The organism is Desulfovibrio aminophilus DSM 12254, from assembly GCF_000422565.1.
In the GTDB taxonomy this organism is placed as follows: Bacteria; Desulfobacterota; Desulfovibrionia; order Desulfovibrionales; family Desulfovibrionaceae; genus Aminidesulfovibrio; species Aminidesulfovibrio aminophilus.
Map to the genome: position 1 here is coordinate 43,945 of NZ_KE383875.1, position 23,949 is coordinate 67,893.

Below are 23,949 nucleotides of genomic sequence, written 5' to 3' on the forward strand. Positions count from 1 at the left end.
TGATCAGCGAAAGGCCGCGGCGAAGCGCCCGGGGGTCAGGCCCACCAAGCGCACGAAATGACGATGCAGATGACTCTGGTCAAAGAAGCCCGAGGCCAGGGCGGCCTCAGCCGGAGACGCGCCCCGGGCCAGCAATTCCTTGGCCCGGGTCACGCGCAGGTGGCTCTGGAAGGCGTGTGGCGGCAGGCCCACCTCCGCCGAAAAGGCCCGGCACAGGGACCAGGGGTCCGCTCCGCAGGCCTCGGCCAGTTCGGACAGGCCGATGTTTTCGCTGAAGCGCTCTTCGAGCAATCGCCGCGCCCAGGCCACGGCCTCGGAACAGGCCCGGGCCGGGGCCGGGGTCGTGTCGCCGTGGGAGGCCAACCTGGCCAAGGACTCCAGCAGCAGGCCCTGGACCTCCAGGTTGGTGGCGTGCGAACGCACGGCCGACGCCAGCTGGAGCAATCCCTCGAAAAGCGCGGGGTCGCGCAGCACCGGGAAACGGAAGCGCGGCGGTGCCGACCCCGGGGCCAGCACCGCATCCAGGGCCGATTGCGCGGCCTCGGCCTCCAGACTGAACATGACGAAGGCGCAGGGGCCGTCCTGGCGCAGGGTGTGTACCTGCCCGGGAACCAACACGAGCACCTCGCCGCTCACGGCCTCGTGCTCGACGCCGCCCAGGCCGAGCACCCGGCGACCCTGCTCCACCACCCCGAAACACCATGAGGAATGGACGTGGCGGGGCAGACTTCCGCACAGGCCCACCCCGCGCACCAGGGCCAGTCCGGCCGCCTGTTCTGCGCGGATGAGGACGGGCTGCTTTCCGGCCATGCCCCTCCTCAAAGGAGCGCGGGCGCGAACACCGCCAGCAGGCGCAGGCCCTCGGGGCCGGCCTGGACGCTGTGCTCCTGGCCTGCGGGCAGCACTCCGCCCACGCCCGGCTCGTAGGCCGCCTCACGCCCGCCCAGACGGCACGAGCCACGGCCCTCCAGGACCTGATGCAGTTCCCAGCTGGCCGCGTGGGTGTGCGCGTCGATGGATTTGCCCGGGTCCAGGCGCACGAGGTGCAGGCTGAACGAGCCGTCCGTGTCGCGGCCGGTGACGAGATGCTTGAGGGCCACGCCGGGGAACGTGGGATGGGGATTCCAGGGCAGGTCGCGGGCGGCGAGGTCGCGGTCCGCGCAGGCCACTTTCCCGTCGCAGAAACAATCGAAGAGCGAGGTCATGGAATGCTCCTTGGTTGAGGATCGATATGCGACCCTCCTAGCAGTCCGGCCCCCGGCCATCTTGCACGTTCTTGCATCCGAGCGTTGACCTTCCGGCCGTGTTCGGTCAACACCTATGTCAAAGGAGGACTCCATGCGTCGACTCCTCGCCGCCCTTTTCCTGCTCGCCTTCCTGGCCCCGGCCGCGCCCGCCCTGTCCGGGGCCGAGGAGGACCTCACCCGGGCCGGGTTCGTGGAGCCCGTGGCCCTCGACCGCTCCCTCGTTCTGGACATGCGCTACGCCGGCACGAACAACTTCAGCGGACAGGCCGTCTACCCATCGGCCCGGTGCTTCCTGCGCGCCGACGTGGCCAAACGTCTTCTCGCGGCCCAGGCCGAACTACGGAAAAAGGGCCTCGGGCTCAAGCTCTTCGACTGCTACCGGCCCTTCCACGTCCAGGAGCGCTTCTGGGCCATCGTACCGGACGAGCGCTACGTGGCCCGGCCGGAAAAGAAGGACGGCGTCATCGTCCAGGGCTCCAAGCATAACCGGGGCGCGGCCGTGGACGTGGGCCTGGTGGACTCCAAGGAACGGGAACTGCCCATGCCCTCGGGCTTCGACGACTTCACCGAGAAGGCCCACCGCGACTATCAGGGCGCTTCGGCCGAGGCGTTGAAGAACCGCGCCGCCTTGGAGCGGGCCATGAGCGCCCAGGGCTTCGAGCCCCTGCCCACGGAGTGGTGGCACTTCGACGGCCCCGGCTGGCAGGGCTATGAGATGCTCGACCTGCCCCTGCCGTAGCGACTAAATCCAGCTGCGCCGGAAATCCCGGGCGAACTGGCGGAAGGGCACGGGGTCGCGGCCCGAAAGGTGCTTCACCGCGCCGGTGACCATGCCGGTCACGCCCTCGCGCACCTGACGCGCCAGCCCCAGGAGCATGTTCACGTTCCACTCCGGCAGTCCGGCCGAAAGCCATGCCTCGCGGGCCTGCTCCTCGGACAGCGGGCGGTAGGCGATCTCCCGCCCGGCCTCGGCCGAGAGGATCGCGGCGACGTCCAGGTTGGACAGGACCTCCGGGCCGGTGAGCAGATAGGTGCGGCCCGCGTGTTCCGCGGGATCGAGGAGCACGGCGGCGGCGCAGGCCGCGATGTCGCGGGCGTCGATGAGGCTCGTGCGGCTGTCCGCCTCGGGCAGGGAGAAGCGGTTCTTCTCGCGGATCTCCCCGGAGAGGCGCAAGGCGTAGTTCTGCATGAACACGTTGGGCCGCAGGATGGTGAACGGCAGGCCGCTCTCCTCCAGGGCGTGGTCCACGCCGCCATGCACCTTGCCGAGCTGGAAGTGGGCCTCGGTGTCGGCCAGCAGCGCCGAGGAGCGGACCACATGGCCCACCCCCGCGGCCTTGGCCGCATCCAGGGCCGCCAACCCCCAGCGCTTCATGGCCTCGGTGAAGGGCAGGAGCAGGAAAACCCGGGCCTTGCCCTCCATGATCCGGCCCAGCGATTCGGCGTCGGAATAGCTGAAGACCTCGGCCCGTACGCCTTGGGCCTCCAGGGCCGAGGCCTTGTCCTCGGAGGTCACGCCCGCGACCACGGCCGCGCCGCGCTCGGAAAGCAGGCGCACCAGCTCGCGGCCGATGATTCCGGTGGCCCCGGTGACGAGAATGCGTTCGGCCATGCCCTACTCCTTCGCGCCCACGTGGGCCTTGTAGCCGTCGATGGTGTTCTTCAGCAGCTGGGCGATGGTCATGGGCCCCACGCCGCCGGGCACCGGGGTCAGGGCCGAGGCCTTCTCCTTGACGCTCTCGAAGTCGCAGTCGCCCACCAGCCCGTCGTCCGTGCGGTTGATGCCCACGTCCACGACCACGGCCCCGGGCTTGATCATGTCGCCGGTGACGAAGCGCGGACGGCCCACGGCCACGAAGAGGAAGTCCGCCTCCAGGCATTCCCTGCCCAGATCCGCCGTGCCGGAATGGCAGAGCGTGACCGTGGCGTTGGCGCAGGCTCCGCTCTGGCCGAGCATGAGCGCCAGGGGCTTGCCCACGATGTTGCTGCGGCCCACCACCACGGCCTTCTTGCAGGCCGGAGAGAGGTTGTAGCGCCGCAGCAGCTCCATGACTCCGGCCGGGGTGCAGGAGCGGAACCCGGGCAGGCCCAGGGTCAGCTTGCCCACGTTCACCGGATGGAAGCCGTCCACGTCCTTGCCAGGGTCGATGAGCTCCAGGCAGCGCTGGCCGTCCAGCCCGGCGGGCAGGGGCAGCTGGAGCAGGATGCCGTCCACGGTCACATCGCGGTTGAGCCGCTGGATGAGGCCCTCCAACTCGTTCTGGGAGGTCTCCACCGGGAGGTGAAAGGGGAAGGAAACGATGCCCGCCTCGGCGCAGGCCCGCTCCTTGTTGCGCACGTAGACCTGCGAGGCCGGGTCCTGGCCCACCAGGATCACGGCCAGACCCGGGGCGCGGCCGTAGCGGGCCTTGAGCGTCTCGACCTCTTCGCGGATCTCGGCGCGGATTTCCTGGGCCACCTTCTTGCCGTCCAGAAGGATCATGGGGTTCTCCCTTGTGCTTGAGGATTCGGAAGCCGGAACGGCCCTCCGGGCCGACGCTTCCGTACGGGATCATACGGACAGGCGGGGCCGAGGGCAAGGACGGACGCGAATGCGGCGGGGGACGACGAAAAAGGGGCGTCGGCGGAGGAACCGCCGACGCCCCGCATAGGAGCGCCGCAGAAAGGCGGGAGCCTATTCCTCCTCGCCGCCGAACCAGCTTTCCCCGAGGATCGGGCCGTAGTAGATGGCCTCCTCGTCCAGATCCTCCTCGATGCGCAGGAGCTGGTTGTACTTGGCCAAGCGGTCGCTGCGCGAGAGCGACCCGCTCTTGATCTGGCCCGCGTTGACGCCCACGGCCAGGTCCGCGATGAAGTGGTCCTCGGTCTCGCCGGAGCGGTGGGAAACCATGGTGGTGTACCCGGCCTGCTTGGCCAGCTCGATGGTGTCCAGGGTCTCGGTCACGGTGCCGATCTGATTCAGCTTGATGAGAATGGAGTTGGCCACGCCCCGGTCGATGCCCTCGGCCAGGATGTCCGGGTTGGTCACGAAGATGTCGTCGCCCACCAGCTGGATGCGGTCGCCGAGACGGTCGGTGAGCGAGGCCCAGCCTTCCCAGTCGCCCTCGGCCAGACCGTCCTCGATGGAGACGATGGGAAAGCGGCCGCAAAGTTCGGCGTAGAAGTCGATGAGTTCCAGCGAGGAGAGTTCCTTCTTCTCGCCGGCCAGGACGTACTTGCCGTTCTTGTAGAACTCCGAGGCGGCCGAGTCGATGGCCAGGGCGATTTCCCGGCCGGGGTTGTAGCCCGCGGCCTCGATGGCCCGGATGATGTACTCGAAGGCCTCGGCGTGGGAGTTCAGGTTGGGCGCGAAGCCGCCCTCGTCGCCGACGCTGGTCACGTGTCCGTCCTTGGCCAGAATGCCCTTCAGGGCGTGGAAGGTCTCCGCGCCCATGCGCAGGGCGTCGGCGAAGGTCTCCGCCCCCAGGGGCATGATCATGAACTCCTGGATGTCCAGGTTGTTGGGCGCGTGCGCCCCGCCGTTGATGATGTTCATGGACGGCACCGGCAGCAGCTTGGCGTTGACCCCGCCCAGATACTGGTACAGGGGCAGGCCGAGGAAGCTCGCCGCCGCGCGGGCGTTGGCCATGGACACGCCGAGGATGGCGTTGGCGCCGAGGCGGGATTTGTTCTCTGTCCCGTCCAGGTCGATGAGAGCGTTGTCCAGGGCCACCTGGCGCAGGCCGTCCATGCCGACCACGGCGTTGGCGATTTCCTCGCGGATATGGTCGACGGCCTTGGTCACGCCCTTGCCGCCGAAGCGGGCCTTGTCGCCGTCGCGCAGCTCCAGGGCCTCGCGCTCACCGGTGGAGGCCCCGGAGGGCACGGCCGCGCGGCCGGAAACGCCGGACTCGTAGGTGACTTCGACCTCGACAGTGGGATTGCCGCGCGAATCGAGGATCTCGCGGGCCCAGACTGCGACGATGGTGCTCATTGAAAACTCCTTGGGTTGGGAGGGATCATGCTCGGTCAACGGAGGGATACTAACCGAATTTCATCCGCTGCTCAAATGTCAATGTCCGGGCGGCCTCACTTCCCGCGTCGCCGGTACAGCGCCGCGAGTCCCTCGAACATGAGGTCCGGCAACACGGCCCGAATGGCCGGGCAGACCCGGGCCACACTGGGGGCCAAACCACCGGTGGCGGCCACGAAGGCATGGCCGCCCATGACCTCGGACAGCCGCGCCGCCAGGCCCTCCACCTGGGCCGCCGCGCCGAAAAGCAAACCCTGGTTCAGGCTCTCCATGGTGCCCACGTCGATGCGCAGATGGTCCGAGGAAAGCTCCAGCGTGGGCAGGGGCAGCTTGGCCGTCTCCACATGCAGGGAACGGGCAGAGGACAGCAGGCCCGGGCAGATGAGCCCCCCCAGGAGCGCGTCGCCCCGGATGCAGTCGAAGGTGGTGGCCGTGCCGAAATCCACCACGATGAGCCGCTCCTCGGCGGGGAAGCGCAGCCGGGCGGCGTAGGAGCCCACCAGGCGATCCGCGCCCACCTCCCAGGGTTTGAGGTAGCGGTTCTCCATGGGCACGGGCAAATCCTCGGGCACGGCCAGGGCGCCCCAGCCCAGCCGCGCGGCGGCCTCGCGGATCACGGGGTCGGCGGGCGGCACCACTGAGGCGAAGACCAGCGCGGCGGGGCCGCTTCCAGCCGCCGCCCGCACGAGCCACTCCGTCCAGGCTTCGGCATCGTAAGCCTTGTGCCCGGAGACGCGCTCCTCCGGCCCGAGAAATCCGCCGGGGCCCACGGGCCTGGCCTTGGCCTGGGTGTTGCCCACGTCCAGGACGAGTATCTTTTCCTCCATGTATTCCAGCTCCGATGGCTTGATGCGCCGAATCAGGAAGAGTATGTCATCGGTTCCGGCGACCCGCAAGAACGAACCAACCGCGCGGCGCCGCGCGGAAAATCATACCGCGCCCCCGTCGGGCAGGCTATATCGTCGGTATGCCGACACGAGGAGGAGGACTATGGATCCCCGACTGCTCATTCCCGCGCCGGACACCATCCCGGTGCCCTGGGGCTGGTTCGACGCGCTCCTGCACATCACGTTCGTAGCCCACATCCTGCTCATGAACGCGGTGGTCGGCGGCGCGGCCATCGCTCTCGCGGCGCACCTGCGCGGCTCGAACACGGCCCTGGCCAAGGATCTCTCCACCAAGATGCCCACGGCCCTGGCCCTGACCATCAACATGGGCGTCGCCCCCCTGCTCTTTCTCCAAGTGCTCTACGGAAACTTCGTCTACACCAGTTCCGTGATCATGGCCGCCTGGTGGCTTTCGGTCATCATTCTGGTCATGGCCGCCTACTACGGCCTGTACATCTACGACTTCCGCTTCGACACGAGCGGCGCACGCCCCCTGCTCATCGCCGTCCCCCTGGCCCTGCTCGTGTGCGTCGGCTTCCTCTTCTCCAACAATATGACCCTGATGCTCGACCCGGCCCGCTGGACCGCCTGGTTCGATAACCGCACGGGCACACTGCTCAACCTGGGCGACCCCATGCTCCTGCCCCGCTGGCTGCACTTCATGGTCGGAGCCCTGGCCGTGGGCGGCCTGGCCGTGGCCCTGCTGGGCCGGACCAAGGGCGACCGGGAGTATGTGCGCACGGGCCTGGCTTGGTTCACCCGAGCCACCCTGGCCCAGCTCGTGTTCGGGGTCTGGTTTCTGCTCTCGCTGCCCGATCCGGCCTTGAAGCAATTTCTGGGCGGCAACATCACCTCCGCCCTGCTTTTAACCGGAGCCCTGATCCTGGCGGCGGCCTCCCTTGTCACGGCCTTCCGGGGCAACGTGCCCGGAACCCTGCTCTGGACCGTGCTCACCGTGGCCGCCATGGCCCTCGTCCGCGACCGGTTGCGGGATATCCTGCTCTCGCCTTACCAGGACATCCGCTCCCTGGCCGTGACCTCCGAATACTCGCCCATGGTGCTCTTCCTGGCCGTGTTCCTCCTGGCCATCCCCGTGGTGGCCTGGCTCGTCCGCCAATACCTGCGGGCCGTGAAGGAGTCCTGAGATGGAATATCCCTACTGGCAACTCACCGCCCTGGGCGGCGGATTCTGGATCGCGCTGATCGCCGTGCTGCACGTCTACGTGGCCCACTTCGCCGTGGGCGGCGGCCTCTTCCTGCCCCTGGTGGAGACCCGCGCCGCCCGCGAGAACAACCCGCACATGCTGGCCTACGTCAAGAAGCACGCCAAGTTCTTCCTCCTGCTCACCATGGTCTTCGGCGGCGTGTCGGGCGTGGGCATCTGGTTCACCATCGCCCTGCTCTCGCCCCAGGCCACTTCGACCCTGATCCACGTCTTCGTCTGGGGCTGGGCCACGGAATGGGTCTTCTTCGTCATCGAGATCGCGGCCCTGCTGGTCTACTATTACGGCTTCGACCGCATGGACCGGAAGACCCACATCCGCGTGGGCTGGATCTATTTCGGCGCGGGCTACGCCTCGCTGTTCATCATCAACGGCATCCTGACCTTCATGCTCGACACCGGGGCCTGGGCCCAGAACCACTCCTTCTGGAGCGGCTTCTTCAACCCCGGCTTCTGGCCCTCCACGGTCTTCCGCACCGTCCTCACCGGCATGATCGCCGGAATGTTCGGCCTCGTCACCGCCACCCGGGTGGCGGACGACCAGACCCGGCTGGCCCTGGTGCGCTCCTGCGCCAAGTGGACCCTGATCTGCTTCCTGCTGGCCGTGCCCTCGGGCGGGTGGAACATCACCGCCCTGCCTCCCGAGGCCCAGGCCCTGATGGCCGCCAAATACGGCCGCGTGGCCTTCTTCATCAAGGTCTTCCTGGTCGCTGGCGGCCTCGCCTCCCTGGGCGCGCTGATCCTGGCCCTGCGCCTGCCCCGGGCCGTGGGCCCCAAACTGGCCCTGGTCGTGCTCCTGACCGGTCTGGTCTCCTTCGGCGGTTTCGAGTTCACCCGCGAGGCCGGGCGCAAGCCCTGGCTCATTCCGAACCACACCTATTCCAACTCCCTGCGCCCGGCCTACTTGGCCCCGGTCGAGGCCCAGGGACTGCTGCGCGCGGCCAAGTGGTCCGGCATCGGCGAGATCACCCAGGACAACCGCCTGAAGGCGGGCCGGGTGATCTTCGACCTGCAATGCTCCTCCTGCCACTCGGTGGGCGGCCCCATGAACGACATCCTGCCCAGGACCGCCAAATTCGGCCTCTTCGGCATGGACTCGTTCCTCAACGGCGTCGGCAAGGTGAACACCTACATGCCGCCCTTCGCCGGAACCCTTGAAGAGCGCCAGGCCCTGGCCGCCTTCATCGTCGAAGGCCTGCACGGCAAGAAGGACTCCGTCGAGAACAAGGCAGTGGAACCGGCGGACCAGCCCGTGCCCACGCCTCCTTTCGACAAGAATGGCGACGAATACGTTCTGCTGGCCTGGAACACCCTCGGAATGCACTGCATCTCGGACTCGGACCCCTTCTGGGTTCTCCTGCCTCCGGCCAACGACCTGCGCGCGGTGCTCATCCGGCGCGGACCCGGCCCCCAGCAAGTCACCGAGGGGGTGACTCTGACCTACGCCGTGGAGCCCGGCTTCGAGTCTCCGGTCAAACACGTGGAGTTCTGGAAACACGCCAAGTCCTTGTTCGGCAAGGAGCTGCCCGAAAACGTGGGGCTCTCGGGCGAAGGCCTCTCCGGCGAAATGAAATATGACGCCAAGAGCGGCTTGTACGGCGCGGACCTCATCCCGGTGGTGCCCTATCCCGACCAGGGCGGCTACAACCCCTATCCGCTGTTCACCGTGGAGGCCCGCGACACGGCGAGCGGCAAGCTCCTGGCCAAGACCGAGGTCGTGGCCCCCACCTCCACGGAGATGGGCTGCCGCAACTGCCACGGCGGCCCCTGGAAGGTGGACGGCGTGGCGGGCATCGCCGACCCGGCCGCCGAGGACGTGCTCAAGGTTCACGACCGCATGAACGGAACCACGCTCCAGGCCGACGCCAAGGCCGGGAAGCCCCGCCTCTGCCAGAGCTGCCACCCCGATCCGGTGCTCGGCTCCCAGGGCGATCCCAAGAACTACCCGGGCCTCATGAACCTGCCCGCAGCCCTGCACGGCTTCCACGCCGGCCACCTCACCGGGCGCGGCGAAGAAGCCTGCCACACCTGCCACCCCAACCGTCCGGACGGCCCCACCCGCTGCCTGCGCGGCGTGCACGGGACCATCGGAATCACCTGTGTGCGCTGCCACGGCTACATGGAGGACCATGCCGTCAGCCTGCTCAAGGGGCAGGAAGGCAAACGCTCGGCCGCCAAGCTTCTGGGGCTGATCACTCCCCGCACGGTGGCCACGAAGGACGAGGTCAAGGCGCGTACGCCCTGGTTCCAGGAACCCGACTGCCTGACCTGCCACACGGACTATTCGGTGCCGGACATGGAGAAGGCCAACGCCTTCAATACCTGGACCGCCGACGCCAAGGGCCTCTTCCGCATGCGCAAGGACGACATGGAGGCCCTGCCCTGCGCGGCCTGCCACAACAGTCCGCACACCGAGTATCCGGCGCTCAACGCCTACGGCGACGACCGCGACAACGTCCAGCCGCTCCAGTACCAGGGCGTGGCCGCGCCCATCGGCGGCCAGAAGAACTGCCCGGTCTGCCACGGGGAGGAGAAGGACGTACCGGCCCACCACCCGAACATGATCCGCTGAACGCGGCACACCGCGACGCATGAAAAAGGGAACCGCAAGGTTCCCTTTTTTTGCGCCCGCCCACAGCCGGGAAACACGAAGGGGGCCTGAAGGCCCCCGTCCATGCGCCGTCTCCGGCGAGGTCAGAACTTGAGGATGTAGTAGCGCACCCAGATATAGGCCATGGACATGGCGATGGTCAGCAGGGTCACGGGCACGCCGTATTTGAGGAAGCGGACGAAGGTGATCTTGTGTCCGGCCTTCTCGGAGATGCCCACCACGATGACGTTGGCCGAGGCGCCGATGGCCGTGCCGTTGCCGCCCAGACAGGCGCCAAGGGCCAGAGCCCACCAGACCGGCAGCATGGTGGCGCTCTGCAGGGTGGCCGTGTCCGTGCTCCCCAGCACCGTGCCCGCCGTGCTCACCAGCAGAGGGTTCATGGTCGCCACGAAGGGGATGTTGTCCACGATGGCCGAGGCGATGCCCGAGAACCAGACCATGACCATGGAGAGCATGAACATGTTGTCCGGGGTCGGATGGGTCAGGGCGATCATCTCCTTGGAAAGCAGCTCGATGAGGCCCACCTTCACGGTGCCGCCGATGATGATGAACAGGCCGATAAAGAAGAAGATCGTCGGCCATTCCACCTCGGCCAGGGCGTGATGCGGCTCCTCGCCGGAGATGAACAGGAGCGTGGCCGCGCCCATGAGGGCCACGGTGGCGGGCTCATAATGGAAGAAGCCGTGCAGGATGAAGCCCAGGATGGTCAGGCCCAGCACCGCGCCGGATTTCTTGAGCAGCACCGGATCCTTGATGAGCTCGTTCTCGTTCATGGCCATGACCCGGGCCTTGAGTTCCTCGCGCACATGCAGGCGCTTGCCGAAGACCACCTTCCAGATGAGCATCCAGACGACCATGATGATCACGATGGCCGGGCTCAGATGGATGATGAAGTCCATGAAGTCGAAGCCCGCCTTGGAGGCGATCATGATGTTCGGCGGGTCGCCGATGAGCGTCGCCGTGCCGCCGATGTTCGAGGCCAGGGCCTCGGTGATCAGGAAGGGGATGGGGTCCACTTCCAGCTCGTTGGCGATGAGCAGCGTCACCGGAGCCAGCAGGAGCACGGTGGTCACGTTATCCAGGAAGGCCGAGGAAATGGCCGTGACCACGGCGAAGATGCTCATGATGGTGAAGGGATTGCCCTTGCCCACCTTGGCGGCCTTGATGGCCACGTACTGGAACACGCCCGTCTTGGTCATGATGTTCACGATGATCATCATGGAGATGAGCAGGAAGATGACGTTCCAGTCCACGCCGAGGTCGATGTCGTGCAGGGCGTCGTGTTGGCTGAGAACCTTGGTGATGAGGGTGAGCGCCGCCCCGAGCAGGGCGACCTTGGTCTTGTGGATCTTTTCGGAAACGATGATGGCGTAGGCCACCACGAAGATGGCCGTTGCGACCCAGAACATGAGTTACGACCTCCGGTCCTTCAGGATATTTCGCAGCAGATTTTGGCCACGGCGGCGAGGATGTCGCGGCGGGCGACCTCGCCAAGCAGGACTCCCTGCTTGTCCAGCACGGGCAGCACGTTGACGCCCTTTTCGCGGATCAGGGCGTTGATCTCCACCACGGTGTCCTCCGGGGAGCAGAAGACGAGATCGCGGCTCATGATCTCCGAAATCCGCATCCCGGAGCGTTCCTCGAAGGCCTTCAGAAACAGGTTCTCGCCTCCGGCCAGGGATTTGGCCAGATTGGCGTCGAGATACTCGGGCAGCATGACCTTGAGCAGGTCGTAGCTGCTGACCACTCCCACCAGGCGTCCGTCCGCCTCGGTGACGTAGACGAGTCTGGAACGGATGCCCGGCATGAGGCAGAGCACCCGGCCCACACTCTCATCGGCCGGGATGGTGGTGACGTCGCGACTGTAAATTGCCGAGACAAGCATGATCGCACTCCCTCTTTTCCGTTTTTCATGCAGAAGCCGTCAAAGACACAGCCCGAACTCTTACGGGGAACATTTTGGGCTATCAAGGGGAACAGCCAATCATTACAATCCTGTAAGATTGCCTGTGCGTTTCATCATAGCACAAAAAAACCGCCGGGGTCATGCCCCGGCGGCCTTGACGGAGGACGTCCTCCCCGGTGTGGCGGGGCGTCCCGCCTAGACGTCGTAATCCAGCACGCCTCGCCCGGAAACCACCTGGGCGATGAACCGCACGCATTTCTGGTGCTCGGGATGCGGCTGATAGGCGGCCAGGTCCGCCCGCGTGGCGAATTCGGAATAGAGCACCACCTGGCAGGCCGGAGAGGCGTTGAACACGTCCGTGCTCACCTCGATGTGCAGCAGCCCGGGAATCCGCCCCTCAAGGGCCTCGAGCATGCGTTTCATCTCGGCCGCGTTCTCGGCCGCGCTCTTGCCTTGGGCCTCGTCCTTGAGGGTCCACATGACGATGTGCTTGATCATCGACGGCCTCCGTTGAAGAGAATGCGCCCGTCCACGGCCGCCAAGTCGGCGCAGCCGGTGAGGACCATGGAGCGGATCAATTCGCCGCGCAGCTGCTCCAGGTAGGCGGTCACGCCGTCCTTGAGCCCGCCCACGGCGGCCACGCTGAAGGGACGCCCGATGAGCACGGCGTCCGCGCCCAGGGCCAGCATCTTGAGCACGTCCTCGCCGGTGCGCACGCCGCCGTCGGCCAGAATCGCGATCTCGCCGCGCACGGGCGCGGCCACTTCGGCCAGAACCTCGGACACGCCCGGCGTGTGGTCCAGCACCCGTCCGCCGTGGTTGGAGACGACGATGCCCGCCGCGCCCACGTCGCGGGCCATCTTGGCCTCGTCGGCGGTCATGATGCCTTTGAGCACGAAGGGCACGGGACTCCACTCAATGATCTCACGCAGCTTTTCCGGGGTCTTGGGCGACACCGGGCGGCCCATCTTGCGCAGCGTGACCAGCCCGGCGGCGTCGATGTCCATGCCGAGAATCCTGGCCCCGGCGTCCAGGGCGCCCTCCAGCTTGCGGTAGAGTTCCTCGTCCTCCCAGGGCTTGATGAACGGGATGCCGTGGCCGTCCGCCTCGCGGATGGCGGCGAAGGCTTCCTTGTGGATGACCTCGGGCACGCCGTCGCCGGTGCAGCCGAGGCTTCCGGCCTCCTTGCAGCCGAGGACCACGGCCCGGATGTAGTCGGCCTCGGACACGCCGCCGCCCATGTTGAAGGACACGCCTCCAATGGGCGCGGCCAGCACGGGCAGGGAGAGCTTGACGCCCAGCAGCTCCCGCGAGGTGTCCGGCTGCACGGCCTCGTGGATGAGGCGCATGTTCAGCCGCACCGAGGCCAGGGCCGAGACGTTGTTCATGAACGCCCGCCCCGTGCCCAGGCCGCCCATGCCGGGAACCTCACCGGCGCAGGCGCGGCCGTCGCAGACCGGGCAGACCCGGCAGAATCCCTTCATCAGTTCACGGGCATGCGCCCGGACTTCCTTCACGTGACGAACCTCCTACTTGATCTGCTGGGCCAAGATTTCGGCCATGTGCTTGACGCGCATGGGCGAGCCCTTCTTTTCCAGGCCGCCGCGCAGCTGCATGACGCAGCCGGGGCAGTCCGTGACCAGGGTCTGCGCCCCGGTGGCCTCGGCATGGTCCAGCTTCTTGGCCAGAAGCTCGGCCGACAGCTCCGGGAACTTCATCGAGAAGGTGCCGCCGAATCCGCAGCAGACCTCCTCTTCCTCGGAGGGCTTATAGTCCAGGCCCGCGTCGCGCATCAAGTCGCGGGGGGCGTCCTTCACGCCCAGGCCCCGGCAGAGATGGCAGGGAGCATGATAGGTCACGCTGCCGCCGTCCTTGCGGAAGTCCTCGGGCGTGAGCTTGAGCACGTCATGCACGAAGGAGCTGAAGTCGATGACCTTGTCCGCGAACTGACGGACCTTCACGGCCCAGGCCGGGTCGTCGCCCAGAAGCTTCAGATAGCCGTGCTTGAGATGCGAGGCGCAGGAGGCGCAGAGCGTGAGGATGTAGTCGTACTTGCCCGGGTCCAGGGCCCGGATGTTCTGCTTGGCCACGTCGCGGGCCGCGGCGATCTCGCCCATCATGACCACCGGCAGGCCGCAGCAGGACTGGTCCATGGGGAAGTCCAGGGCCGCGCCCTTGCCCGCCACCACATTGACCGCGGCCACGCACTGCTCGGGATAGACGAAGTCCTGCACGCAACCCGAGAACAGGCCCACGCGGTAGCGCGGGGATTTGACCTCGGGGCGGATGCGCGGCCAAAGGTCGCGGAAGGGCTTGGCCGCGATTGCCGGCAGGACGCGGAAGCCCTGGTCCTTGGCCAGAAGCATGGGCAGGTGGCGGATGTAGCCGCCCGAGACCACTGGCTTCTGGGCCAGCTTGGCCGTACGCAGCAGACTGTGAAAGAGCTTGCGGTTCTTGAGCACGGCGGCCAGGAGCGTGCTGGGGGCGGAGTGCCCCTCCTCGTCCAGGATGCGGGCGTGAATCTCCTTGATGAGCGTGGGCAGGTCGATGCCCGCCGCGCAGACCGCCTTGCAGGCCCCGCAGTTGATGCAGTTCTGAACCAGGTTCTTGGCCTTGTCCCGGCCGTGGAAGAAGTAGGTCAGGATCAGGCCGATGGCCCCGATGTAGATGTGCCCGTAGCGATGACCTCCCACCAGGCGGTACACCGGGCAGACATTGGCGCAGGCCCCGCAACGCACGCAGCGCAGCACCTGGGAGAAGAGCGGATCGCGGGCCAGGGCCGAGCGGCCGTTGTCCAGGAAGACGATGTGCATGATCTTCTTGCCGTCGGGAGACGCGGCGCACTCGTTGCGCCCGTTGATCCAGGTCACGTAGGAAGAGATGGCCTGGCCCGTGGCGTTGCGCGGCAGCACGCGGAGCACCCGCAGGCCCTCGGCCAGGGTCGGGGTGAGCTTGTCCAGACCCATGAGGGCCACATGCACCCTCGGCAGGGTGGTCACCAGACGGGCGTTGCCCTCGTTGGTCACGATGCCGATGGCCCCGGTCTCGACCACGGCCATGTTCGCGCCGGAGACGCCCATGTCGGCCTCGATGTAGCGCGGCCGAAGTTCTCGGCGGGCCACCTTGACCAGCTTCTCGATGTCCACTTCCTGCTTCTGCTTGGTGACCTCGCTGAACAGATCGGCCACCTGGTAGCGCGAGAGGTGGATGGCGGGCATGACCATGTGGGTCGGGCCCTCGCCGCGCAGCTGGATGATCCACTCGCCCAGGTCCGTCTCGGTGACCTCGTAGCCTTCGGCCTCCAGGTGATCGTTGAGGTGGATCTCCTCGGCGGTCATGGACTTGGACTTGACCACGTATTTGACGCCGTTCTCCTTGGCGATGGCCGCGATGATCTCGTTGGCCTCGCGGGCCGTGCGCGCCAAGTGAACCTTGACCCCGGCGGCCTCGGCCTTGGCCTTGAACTGCTCGTAAAGTTCGTCCATCCGCGCGGCGGCCTTGTCCTTGGCCTCCGCGATCTCGCGGATGAGCCCGTCCACATCCATGCCGGCGAAGGCCCGGGCCCGGGCTCCGGGATAAAAGCGGGCGAACTTGTCCATGGCCTGGCGCAGGAACTCGTCGCCCAGGGCCTCGCGCAGCTCCGCGCGGTATTCCTTGAGATTCTTCGCTTGCTGCATGGCCTAATCCTCCAGGAGCAGGATGTGGAGTTCCAGGGGGCCGTGGACGCCCAGGGCCAGGACGCGCTCGATGTCGGCGGTGCGGCTGGCTCCGGTGACGAAGGCCGTGTAGCTCGGCTGGACGCTGGTGAGCGCCACCAACTCGGCCTCCAAGTCCCGGGATGTCTCGCGAATCTTGGACTGGGGCAGCACGGCCACGTGGAACTCCGCGATCATGGTGGCCAGGCGCAGTTCCTCGCTGTTGGAGATGATGACCAGGGTGCCGGTCTCGGCGATGCCGAAATCGGCCAGGGTGAAGCCGATGTCCACTCCGCCAAGATGGTCGCGCATGCCCTTCTCGATACAGAGAATGCCGCGCTCCCGGGCCGATCCCTCCAGGTCGGCAAAGAATTCGGGAGAAAGGCCAGGCGCGGCGATGACCTTCTGCTGTTTGGTCTCGCACAACGCCTGGCCCTTTTCCGACAGGGGCTCCGAGCAGCCGGAAACCAGCAGCTGACAGGCCTGTTTCTTGTCGCAGACGTCCAGCGCGTAGGCCACGGCCTCGCGCATGGAAGCGACCTTGGAGACCACGGCCGAGACGGCCTTGGCCTTTTCCTCGAACAGCTCGACAGGATTCCGGTTCTCGTTCATTCCCGCCCCCTTGTTTGAATCAGACGCCGAGCTTCTTGCGCAGCGCGGGTACATCCACGTTGGCGTTGATGAGCTGGGCCCCGTGGTTGATCTTGATCTGGGCGCGCAGCTTCTGGGTCGCCTGCACCGTCTCCATGAGCTTGGCCGTGGAGAAGGTGTCGCCCCGAACCACGATCATCGGCACGCCGAGCACCTCGGCCCGGGTCATGATGATGTCGTTGGGATAGAGGTTGCCCGTGAGCACGAGACAGGGGCAGTTGCCCTCCAGGGCCACCAGCTGCAGATCGGCGCGGTCGCCGCCCACCAGGACTGCGGCGTTCTTGACGCGCTGGAAGTGGGTCAGGAAGTTCTCCACCTGCATGGTGCCGATGAGGAAGGTGTCCACCAGCCGGTCGGCCTTGTTCGCCGCGGTGATGATCCGGCCGCCCAGGCGCTCGGCCAGTTCGGAGACCTTGATGCCGCTCATGAACGGATCGTGGGGCACGATTCCGAAGACGTCGATGCCGCGCACCTTGAGCGAGGGCTCCACCAACTCCTTGGCCTCGTCCATGTAGCTCGGGTGCACGTCGTTGAGCACGGCGCCCAGCAGCTCGCACTCGCGGGACTCAAGGATGTCCTTGGCCGAGAGCAGATAGTCGTAGTTCAGCTCTTTGTTGAAGCGGTCGATGAGCAGCGTCTTGGCGCCCAGGGCCGCGACCACCGAGGGGCCGTCCACGGAGCAGTACTTGCCCGCGTGCAGGAAGCTGCCCGAACCGCTGATGATCATCACGTCCTTGCCCTTGGACAGTTCACCGTAGGCCTTCACGATCCTGTCCAGCAGGCCCTGGCAGGGCGTGCGGAAGGCCTTGATCTTGAAGTCGCGGGTCACGAGCACGGGCGTGACCAGCTCGGGATCCTGGGACAGGCCGAGCACGTCCTGGACGAAGAAGGCGTCCTCGTCGCCCTCCTTGCCCTTGCCCAGACCGGGCATGGCGCCCACCGGCTTCATGTAGCCGACGTTGAGGCCTTCCTTCTGCAACTTGAGCCCAAGGGCCATGGCCATGAGGTTCTTGCCCGCGAACTGCGCGGTGGAGCCTATGTACAAACCGACCATTGTCGTCCTCCGTATCCTTGTGAATGAGAAGTGATCAGCCGCCGAAACCGTCCCCCGTTCAGGAGGACAGGGTCATGCGCACATCGGCCACGATGGCCTTTTCGCTGTTCACCAGCACCGGGTTGAACTCGGCCTCGTAGATCTCCGGGAAGTCCTGAGCCAGTTGGGACATGGTCAGGAGGATGTTCTCCAGGGCGTCGAAGTTCACCGGCGCCTCGCCGCGCACTCCCTTGAGGAGCATGTAGGACTTGATCTCGCGGATGATGTCGCGGGCGTCCTCGCGCGACAGCGGGGCCAAACGGAAGGCGATGTCCTTCAGGATCTCGACGTAGATGCCGCCCAGACCGAACATGAGCAGCGGCCCGAACTGGTCGTCGCGCTTGAAGCCGATGATGATCTCCTTGACGCCCTTGGGGGCCATCTCCTGGACCAGGCAGCCCGCGATGTAGGCGTCGGGGCGCAGGCGCTGGGCCCGGCTGGTGATGTCCCAGAACATCTTGCGCACGCCCTCGGCGTCCTGGATGTTCACCTTCACGCCGCCCACGTCGGACTTGTGGGATATCTGCGGCGAGGCGATCTTGAGCACCACCGGGTAGCCGATGGCCTCGGCGGCGGCCACGGCCTCGTCGCTGGACTTGGCCAACACGGTCTTGGGCGTGGGCAGGTTGTAGGCCCGCAGGACTTCCTGGGCCTGGAACTCGACCACCTCGGTGGCCCCGGAGGCGCGCACCTGCTTGAGCAGGTTGCGGACCTTGCCGGTGTCGCCCTTGATCTCGGCGTACTCGGGCCGACCCTTCTGCCTCCAGGCGGAATAGAGATACATGGCCTCGATGCTCTTGATCGCCGACTCGGGGAAGGAATAGCAGGGGATGCCCGCCTCCTGGAGCATGCGCCGGCCGGGGTCGACGCGCATCTTGCCCATGTAGCAGGTGAAGATCGGCTTGTCGGTCTTCTTGGCGACCTCGATGACGGCCTTGGCCGTCTCCTCGATCTCGGCCGAGGAGGTCGGGGTCAGGAGCACCAGGATCGAATGGATCATCGGATCGTCGATGATGATGTCCAGGGTGGCCTTGTAGCGCGTGGCCGGGGCGTCGCCGATGACGTCGATGGGGTTGTACAGCGAGGCGAACGGCGGCAGGGCCTCGCGCAGCTTCTCAATGGTCTCGTTGCTGATCCGGGCCATGGTCAGCTTGGATTTTTCCGTGGCGTCGGCGGCCATGATGCCGGGACCGCCGGAGTTGGTCACGATGGCCAGGTTCGGGCCCTTGGGCAGCGGCTGGGTGGAGAATGCCTGGGCGAAGTCGAACAGCGAGGACAGGTCGTCCACGCGGATCACGCCGGTCTGGCGGAAGGCCGCGGTGTAGGTCGCGTCCGAGCCGGCGATGGCGCCGGTGTGCGAGCTGGCGGCCTTGGCGCCGGCGGCCGTGGTGCCGGACTTGACCATGATGATCGGCTTCTTGCGGCTGACCTCGGCGGCCTGCTGCAGGAAGTACTGCCCCTGCTCCACGTTCTCGATGTAGCCGAGCACGACGTTGGTGTCGTCGTCCTTGCCGAGGTACTCAAGCATGTGCGCCTCGGAGAGCACGGCCTTGTTACCCAGGCTGACGAACTTGGAGAAGCCGATGTTCTCGCCCAGGGCCCAGTCGAGAATGGCGGTGCAGAGTGCGCCGGACTGGGAGAAGAAGGCGATCTTGCCCTTGGGCGGCTGGCCCGAGGCGAACGAGGCGTTGACCTGGCTGCCGGTGTTGATCATGCCGAGGCAGTTGGGGCCCACCAGGGCGATGCCGTGCTTCTTGCACAGCTCGGCCATCTCCTGCTCCAGGTGGTAGCCTTCCTTGCCCACTTCCTTGAAGCCCGCGGTGATGACCACCACCGAGCGCGTGCCGATGTCGGCCAGCTCCTTGAGCGCGGGCATGACCGCGTCGCGCGGCACGGTGATCACCGCCATGTCCAGGCCCTTGGGCAGGTCCGGAATGCGGTTGACCACCTTCAGGCCCTCGATCACCGAGGCCTTCGGGTTCACCGGGATCAGTTCGCCCGTGTAGCCCGCCCGGAGCATGTTGGCCACCACGGTGTGCCCGATCTTCCCCGGCTTGTCCGAGGCGCCAATGACGGCCACGGCCTTGGGGTAGAACAAGGCGTCCAGGTTCTTTCGCATCGTGTCCATGTCGCTTCCTTAGTTGAGGCCGTTTGACGACTCAGCCCAAGGTTTCGGCGTAGAGTTCCACGGGATGGCGCACCGCCACCCGGTCCCCGGCCTTGGAAAGCATGTCCGTGATCTGGAGCATGCAGGCCGGGCAGCCCGTGGCCACCACCTGGGCCCCCGAGGCCGCGATGTTGTCCCGCTTCTTCTTGCCGATCTTGCGGGCCAAGTCGTAATGCAGGAGCGTGAAGCTGCCGCCGCACCCGCAGCAGGTGTCGGCGTCCTTCATCTCCACCAGTTCCACGTTGGGATTGAGCCGCACCACCTGGCGCGGCTGGGCCGCCACTCCCAGCGACTTCTTGAGGTGGCAGGGATCGTGCACCGTGACCTTCATGTCCTTTGCCCCGGGCACGCCGCTCGGCTGAACCTTCAAGATGTCCACCAGGAACACGTTTATGTCCAAAGTCTTGGCCGCCAATGCCGCCAGGGCGTCGCGGCGCCCCTGGTCGGCCGAGTCCGCGAACGTCGGCCAGAACTTCTTGATCGTGGAGGTGCAGGTGGCGCAGGGGGTCACCAAGTAATCGAAAGAGCCCCCGGCGAAGCACTCCAGATTCTTGTCCACCAATACATCATAACTCTTGCGGTCGCCCGAGGACAAGGCCGGGATGCCGCAACAGGCCTGATGGTCGGGGAGGAAGACGCCCACCCCGTGATGCTCCAGCACCTTGAGCACGGCCTTGCCCACGCGGGGAAAGACCTTGTCCACCATGCAGCCGGGGAAGAAGCCGACTTTCAGGCCGCTGTTGCCCTTGGCCGTGTCCAGGCTGGGCACGGTCTTGTGCAGGGACTCCCCGGCCAGGGCCGGAAAGTGCCGGTCGCCGATGATGTCGGACTGGAAGCGGGCGCAGGAGGAGCCGAGCATCTCGTTGACCGGCTTGACGAACAAGCCCTGGAGCTTGGCCCCCAGGCCCAGGATGGCGTTGAACAGTCCTGGACGCACGAGCAGGCCCCGGAAGATGAGCTTCTTGGCCGGGGGCAGCCCCATATAGCCAGTGAGCACGGCCCGGGCCTTGAGGAAGATGTCCAGGACCTTGACCCCGCTGGGACAGTTGGCCGCGCAGGCGCCGCAAAGCAGGCAGGTCTCGACCTTCTCCTTGACCGCCTCGGCGTCCTGGATCATCTCGTGGGCCAGATGCTCCAGAAGGGCGATCTTGCCGCGGGCCACCAGGGCCTCGCGTCCGGTTTCGGCATACAACGGGCAGACGGCCTGGCACGTGCCGCAGCGCATGCAGGTGACCAGCTGGTCGTCAAGCTCCATGAGCAGCTTGTGAAGTTCGCGCACGTCGGCCATGGCCTACTCCTCCCCGAGGATCTTGCCCGGATTGAGGATGTTCTTGGGGTCCAGGGCCTTCTTCAGTCGGCGGGAATAGAGGATGGTTCCCCGGCTGGTTTCCTTCTCCATCCACTTGGACTTGGCGATGCCGATGCCGTGCTCACCGGAGAGGGTGCCGCCGAGGCTCAGGGCCACCTCGAAGATCTCGTTCACGGCCTGCTCGACGCGTTCGAACTCCTGCTTGTCCCGACGGTCGGTGAGGATGGTCGGGTGCAGGTTGCCGTCGCCGGCGTGGCCGAAGGTGCCGATCTGCAGCTTGTACTTGGCCGCGATCTCGTCCAGGGCCTTGATCATGGCCGGAATCTTGCTGCGCGGCACGGTGGCGTCCTCGAGCACCGTGGTCGGACGTACGCGGGCCAGGGCCGAAAGGGCCGCCCGGCGGGCTTCCCAGACCTTGTTCCGCTCTTCGGCGCTTTGGGCCACATGCAGGCCGGCGGCGCCCATCTTTTTGCAGATGGCCTCCACCTGGGCGGCCTCGTCGGCCACCTGGGCCGGATGGCCGTCCACCTCGATGAGCAGCAGGGCCTTGGCGTCCACGGGCAGGCCCGCGTGAGCGAAGGCCTCCACCGTGCGGATGGTGAAGTTGTCCAGGAACTCCAGGGTGCAGGGCACGATCTTGGCGGCGATGATGGCGGCCACGGTCTGGGAGGCCTTGGCCACGTCGTCGAAGAGGACCATCATGGCCTTGTTGGCAGCCGGCGGGGGCACGAGCTTGAGGACGATTTCGCTGAAAACGCCCAGGGTGCCCTCGGAGCCGACCATGAGCCCCGCCAAATTCAGGCCGGTGACGCACTTCACGGTGCGCGAACCGGTGACGATCTTCTCTCCCTCGGTGTCGAAGAAGTTCACGCCCATGACGTAGTTCTTGGTCACGCCGTATTTCAGCCCGCGCAGGCCCCCGGCGTTCTCGGCCACGTTGCCGCCCATGGTGGACACGGCCTGGGAGCCCGGGTCCGGCGGATAGAACAGACCTCGGGCGGCCACCTCTGCCGCGAACTTGGCCGTGATGACCCCCGGCTCCACCACCGCGTACAGGTCTTCCTGGTTGATCTCCAGGATGCGGTTCAGGGCGTTGGTCAGAACCACGATGCCGTCGCGGGGGTCCGGAATGGTGCCGCCCGAGAGGTTGGTGCCCGAGCCGCGCACGGTCACGGGCAGGCCGTTCTCGCCGCAGAGCTTGACCACCTTGCCCAGGGTCTCGGTGCTTTCCGGGCGGACCACAAGGGCCGGCACCACGGGCTGCAACACGGCGGAATCATATGAATAGGCATGACGGTCGGCTTCGCTGTCCATGACGTTGGACTCGCCGACGATCGCCTTGAATTCCTTGATGAGAGCTGCGCTCAGCATGATGACGCCTCCTCCGGCGCTGTGAAAACTCCATGCGGGGCCGGGAACCCCGGCCCCGCTTTGTTCTTCTTGTTCCGCCCTAAGGCAGCATCCACTTCAACACGTAGGCCTGGAGCATGGTCAACACGCTCACCACCAGGACCATGGCGATGGAGTGCGGCAGGGTGAAGCGGAAGATGTCGCCTTCACGCCCGACCATGTTGGAGGCCGCCGTGGCCACGGAGATGGACTGCGGCGAGATCATCTTGCCGGTGACGCCGCCGGAGGAGTTGGCCGCCACGCACAACGCGGGATCCACGCCGATCTGCTGCGCCGTGGTCTTCTGCAGCGATCCGAAGAGGGCGTTGGAGGACGTGTCCGAACCGGTCAGGAACACGCCGAGCCAGCCCAGGATCGGGGCGAAGAACGGGAACAGCGAACCGGTGGCCGTGAAGGCCAGACCCATGGTCGAACTCATGCCGGAGAAGTTCATGATGTAGGCCAGGCCCAGGATCATGGCGATGGTCAGGATCGGGAAGCGCAGCTGGTAGATCGTGCGGTTGAAGCAGGAGAAGGCCTTGCCGAAGCCGTACTTGGGGATCACCAGCACCGAGAGCAGGCCGGAGAAGAAGATGGCCGTGCCCGCGGCCGAGAGCAGGTTCAGGTTGAACACCGCGCCGTAGGGCACGTCCTTGGCCACGATGGGGGCGGTCTTCAGAACGACGTTGTGCAGACCGGGCCAGCTGATCTTGATGAGCAGGATGCCGTCAAGGAACTTCTTCACGCTCTCCAGACCCCAGAGAAGAACCATCACGGCCAGGATGATGTAGGGCGTCCAGGCGCGGAGCACCTCGCCCATGCCGTACTCGCACTTCACGGGTCCGCCCGCGGACGGGGCCTCGTCCGGGAAATGCCACACGTTCTTCGGCTTCCAGACGCGCAGGAAGGCGCCCAGGCCAACGATTGTGATGATGGCCGACATGATGTCGGGCAGATAGGGACCATGATAGTTGGAGAAGATGAACTGGGAGCCGGCGAAGCACACGCCGGCCACGAGCACGGCCGGGAGCACTTCCATGGCGCGCTTGAAGCCGCTCATGGTCACGGCCAGCCAGAGCGGCACGATCACGGACAGGAAGGGCAGCTGACGTCCGCAGATCTGGCTGATCTTCATCACTTCCAGGTCCGAGACCTTGGCCGCCACCACGATCGGGATGCCGATGGCGCCGAAGGCCACGGGCGCGGTGTTGGCGATGAGGCAGATGCCCGCCGCGTAGAGGGGGTTGAAGCCCAGACCCACGAGCATGGCCGCGGTGATGGCCACCGGAGTGCCGAAGCCCGCAGTGCCCTCGATGAAGGAACCGAAGGCGAAGGCCACCAGGATGGCCTGGAGCCGCCGGTCGTCCGTGATGCTCGCCAGGGAGTTCTTGATGATTTCGAACTCCCCGGACTCAACGGTCATGTTGTAGATCCAGATGGCCGTGATGACGATCCAGACGATGGGGAAGAGGCCGAAGGCCGCGCCGTAGACCGTGGCGTTGAGCGCCAGTCCGGCGGGCATGCCCCAGGCGAAGATCGCCAGGAGAACGGCCACCAGGGTGGCGACGATGGCGGCCTTGTGGCCCGCCATGCGTTTCACCGCCAGCATGTAAAAAAGGATGTACAAGGGGATGCCCGCCACCAACGCCGATACCAGGATGCTTCCCAGCGGATTGTAAGCCTGAATCCAGCTTTCCATAAACTCCTCCAAGCGGTTGTCGGAAACATCCGCGGGGCCCCCCATGGGTCTTGAGCATCAG

20 protein-coding genes are annotated in these 23,949 nt (G+C 66.3%); 3 read left to right on the forward strand and 17 right to left on the reverse strand.

Translation table 11 applies throughout. The features are described 5' to 3' along the window. Positions 1-3 precede the first annotated feature (3 nt). A complete protein-coding gene (locus tag H587_RS19790; protein ID WP_051202795.1) occupies positions 4-810 on the reverse strand; it encodes a helix-turn-helix domain-containing protein in 807 nt (268 codons plus the stop codon). Between the two features lie 8 nt (positions 811-818). Then, positions 819-1,205, reverse strand: a complete 387-nt coding sequence (locus tag H587_RS0112740; RefSeq protein ID WP_027176584.1) for a cupin domain-containing protein — start codon at positions 1,203-1,205, stop codon at positions 819-821. Positions 1,206-1,338: 133 nt separating this feature from the next. On the opposite strand from H587_RS0112740, the gene H587_RS0112745 reads away from it, so the two are divergent. Next, complete coding sequence (locus tag H587_RS0112745) at positions 1,339-1,986, forward strand: M15 family metallopeptidase (protein WP_027176585.1); 648 nt, start codon at positions 1,339-1,341, stop codon at positions 1,984-1,986. A 3-nt stretch (positions 1,987-1,989) separates the two neighbouring features. On the opposite strand, the gene H587_RS18585 is transcribed toward H587_RS0112745, so the two are convergent. The 4 genes from H587_RS18585 to H587_RS18590 all read right to left on the reverse strand — a co-directional run bounded on the left by H587_RS18585 (position 1,990) and on the right by H587_RS18590 (position 6,086). Beyond that, the gene (locus H587_RS18585) at positions 1,990-2,859 is read right to left on the reverse strand and encodes an SDR family oxidoreductase (RefSeq protein WP_051202796.1); all 870 of its coding nucleotides are present in this window, start codon (positions 2,857-2,859) and stop codon (positions 1,990-1,992) included. A gap of 3 nt (positions 2,860-2,862) precedes the next feature. After that, entirely contained in the window at positions 2,863-3,729 is an 867-nt protein-coding gene (folD, locus tag H587_RS0112755) for a bifunctional methylenetetrahydrofolate dehydrogenase/methenyltetrahydrofolate cyclohydrolase FolD (RefSeq protein ID WP_027176586.1), read from the reverse strand. A gap of 192 nt (positions 3,730-3,921) precedes the next feature. Beyond that, the gene (gene eno, locus H587_RS0112760; RefSeq protein WP_027176587.1) at positions 3,922-5,220 is read right to left on the reverse strand and encodes a phosphopyruvate hydratase; all 1,299 of its coding nucleotides are present in this window, start codon (positions 5,218-5,220) and stop codon (positions 3,922-3,924) included. A gap of 95 nt (positions 5,221-5,315) precedes the next feature. Then, positions 5,316-6,086 (reverse strand): type III pantothenate kinase, encoded by a 771-nt coding sequence (locus H587_RS18590; RefSeq protein ID WP_034609467.1) that lies wholly within the window; start codon positions 6,084-6,086, stop codon positions 5,316-5,318. Between the two features lie 163 nt (positions 6,087-6,249). Between H587_RS18590 and H587_RS0112770 the strand changes: the two genes are divergently transcribed. Next, positions 6,250-7,290 carry a hypothetical protein gene (locus H587_RS0112770; protein WP_027176588.1) on the forward strand — a complete coding sequence of 347 codons (1,041 nt, stop codon included), beginning with the start codon at positions 6,250-6,252 and terminating at the stop codon, positions 7,288-7,290. Position 7,291: 1 nt separating this feature from the next. Further along, on the forward strand, positions 7,292-9,940 hold the full coding sequence (locus tag H587_RS0112775) for a cytochrome ubiquinol oxidase subunit I (protein ID WP_027176589.1): 2,649 nt from the start codon (positions 7,292-7,294) through the stop codon (positions 9,938-9,940). A 122-nt stretch (positions 9,941-10,062) separates the two neighbouring features. On the opposite strand, the gene H587_RS0112780 is transcribed toward H587_RS0112775, so the two are convergent. From H587_RS0112780 to H587_RS0112830, 11 genes are all read right to left on the reverse strand, one after another. Further along, on the reverse strand, positions 10,063-11,388 hold the full coding sequence (locus H587_RS0112780) for an ArsB/NhaD family transporter (protein ID WP_027176590.1): 1,326 nt from the start codon (positions 11,386-11,388) through the stop codon (positions 10,063-10,065). A gap of 20 nt (positions 11,389-11,408) precedes the next feature. Then, positions 11,409-11,864, reverse strand: a complete 456-nt coding sequence (locus H587_RS18595) for a CBS domain-containing protein (protein ID WP_051202798.1) — start codon at positions 11,862-11,864, stop codon at positions 11,409-11,411. Positions 11,865-12,080: 216 nt separating this feature from the next. Continuing rightward, entirely contained in the window at positions 12,081-12,383 is a 303-nt protein-coding gene (locus H587_RS0112790; RefSeq protein ID WP_027176591.1) for a Dabb family protein, read from the reverse strand. Further along, a complete protein-coding gene (locus tag H587_RS0112795) occupies positions 12,380-13,402 on the reverse strand; it encodes an alpha-hydroxy-acid oxidizing protein (RefSeq protein ID WP_027176592.1) in 1,023 nt (340 codons plus the stop codon). Before H587_RS0112795 ends, H587_RS0112790 begins: the two co-directional genes overlap by 4 nt. A 12-nt stretch (positions 13,403-13,414) precedes the next feature. Further along, positions 13,415-15,562: an L-lactate dehydrogenase (quinone) large subunit LdhH gene (gene ldhH / locus H587_RS0112800; protein ID WP_027176593.1), complete on the reverse strand. Its 2,148-nt coding sequence runs from the start codon at positions 15,560-15,562 to the stop codon at positions 13,415-13,417. A gap of 3 nt (positions 15,563-15,565) precedes the next feature. Then, complete coding sequence (locus tag H587_RS0112805) at positions 15,566-16,192, reverse strand: lactate utilization protein (protein ID WP_027176594.1); 627 nt, start codon at positions 16,190-16,192, stop codon at positions 15,566-15,568. A 19-nt stretch (positions 16,193-16,211) separates the two neighbouring features. Next, a complete protein-coding gene (locus H587_RS0112810; protein WP_027176595.1) occupies positions 16,212-17,285 on the reverse strand; it encodes a phosphotransacetylase family protein in 1,074 nt (357 codons plus the stop codon). 58 nt (positions 17,286-17,343) lie between these two features. After that, positions 17,344-19,452, reverse strand: a complete 2,109-nt coding sequence (gene acs / locus H587_RS0112815) for an acetate--CoA ligase alpha subunit (protein ID WP_034609407.1) — start codon at positions 19,450-19,452, stop codon at positions 17,344-17,346. A 31-nt stretch (positions 19,453-19,483) separates the two neighbouring features. Further along, complete coding sequence (locus H587_RS0112820; RefSeq protein ID WP_027176597.1) at positions 19,484-20,779, reverse strand: (Fe-S)-binding protein; 1,296 nt, start codon at positions 20,777-20,779, stop codon at positions 19,484-19,486. Positions 20,780-20,782: 3 nt separating this feature from the next. Continuing rightward, positions 20,783-22,171, reverse strand: coding sequence for an FAD-binding oxidoreductase (locus H587_RS0112825; RefSeq protein ID WP_027176598.1), 1,389 nt, complete (start codon positions 22,169-22,171; stop codon positions 20,783-20,785). A gap of 79 nt (positions 22,172-22,250) precedes the next feature. Next, positions 22,251-23,888, reverse strand: coding sequence for an L-lactate permease (locus H587_RS0112830; protein WP_034609409.1), 1,638 nt, complete (start codon positions 23,886-23,888; stop codon positions 22,251-22,253). Positions 23,889-23,949: the final 61 nt, after the last annotated feature.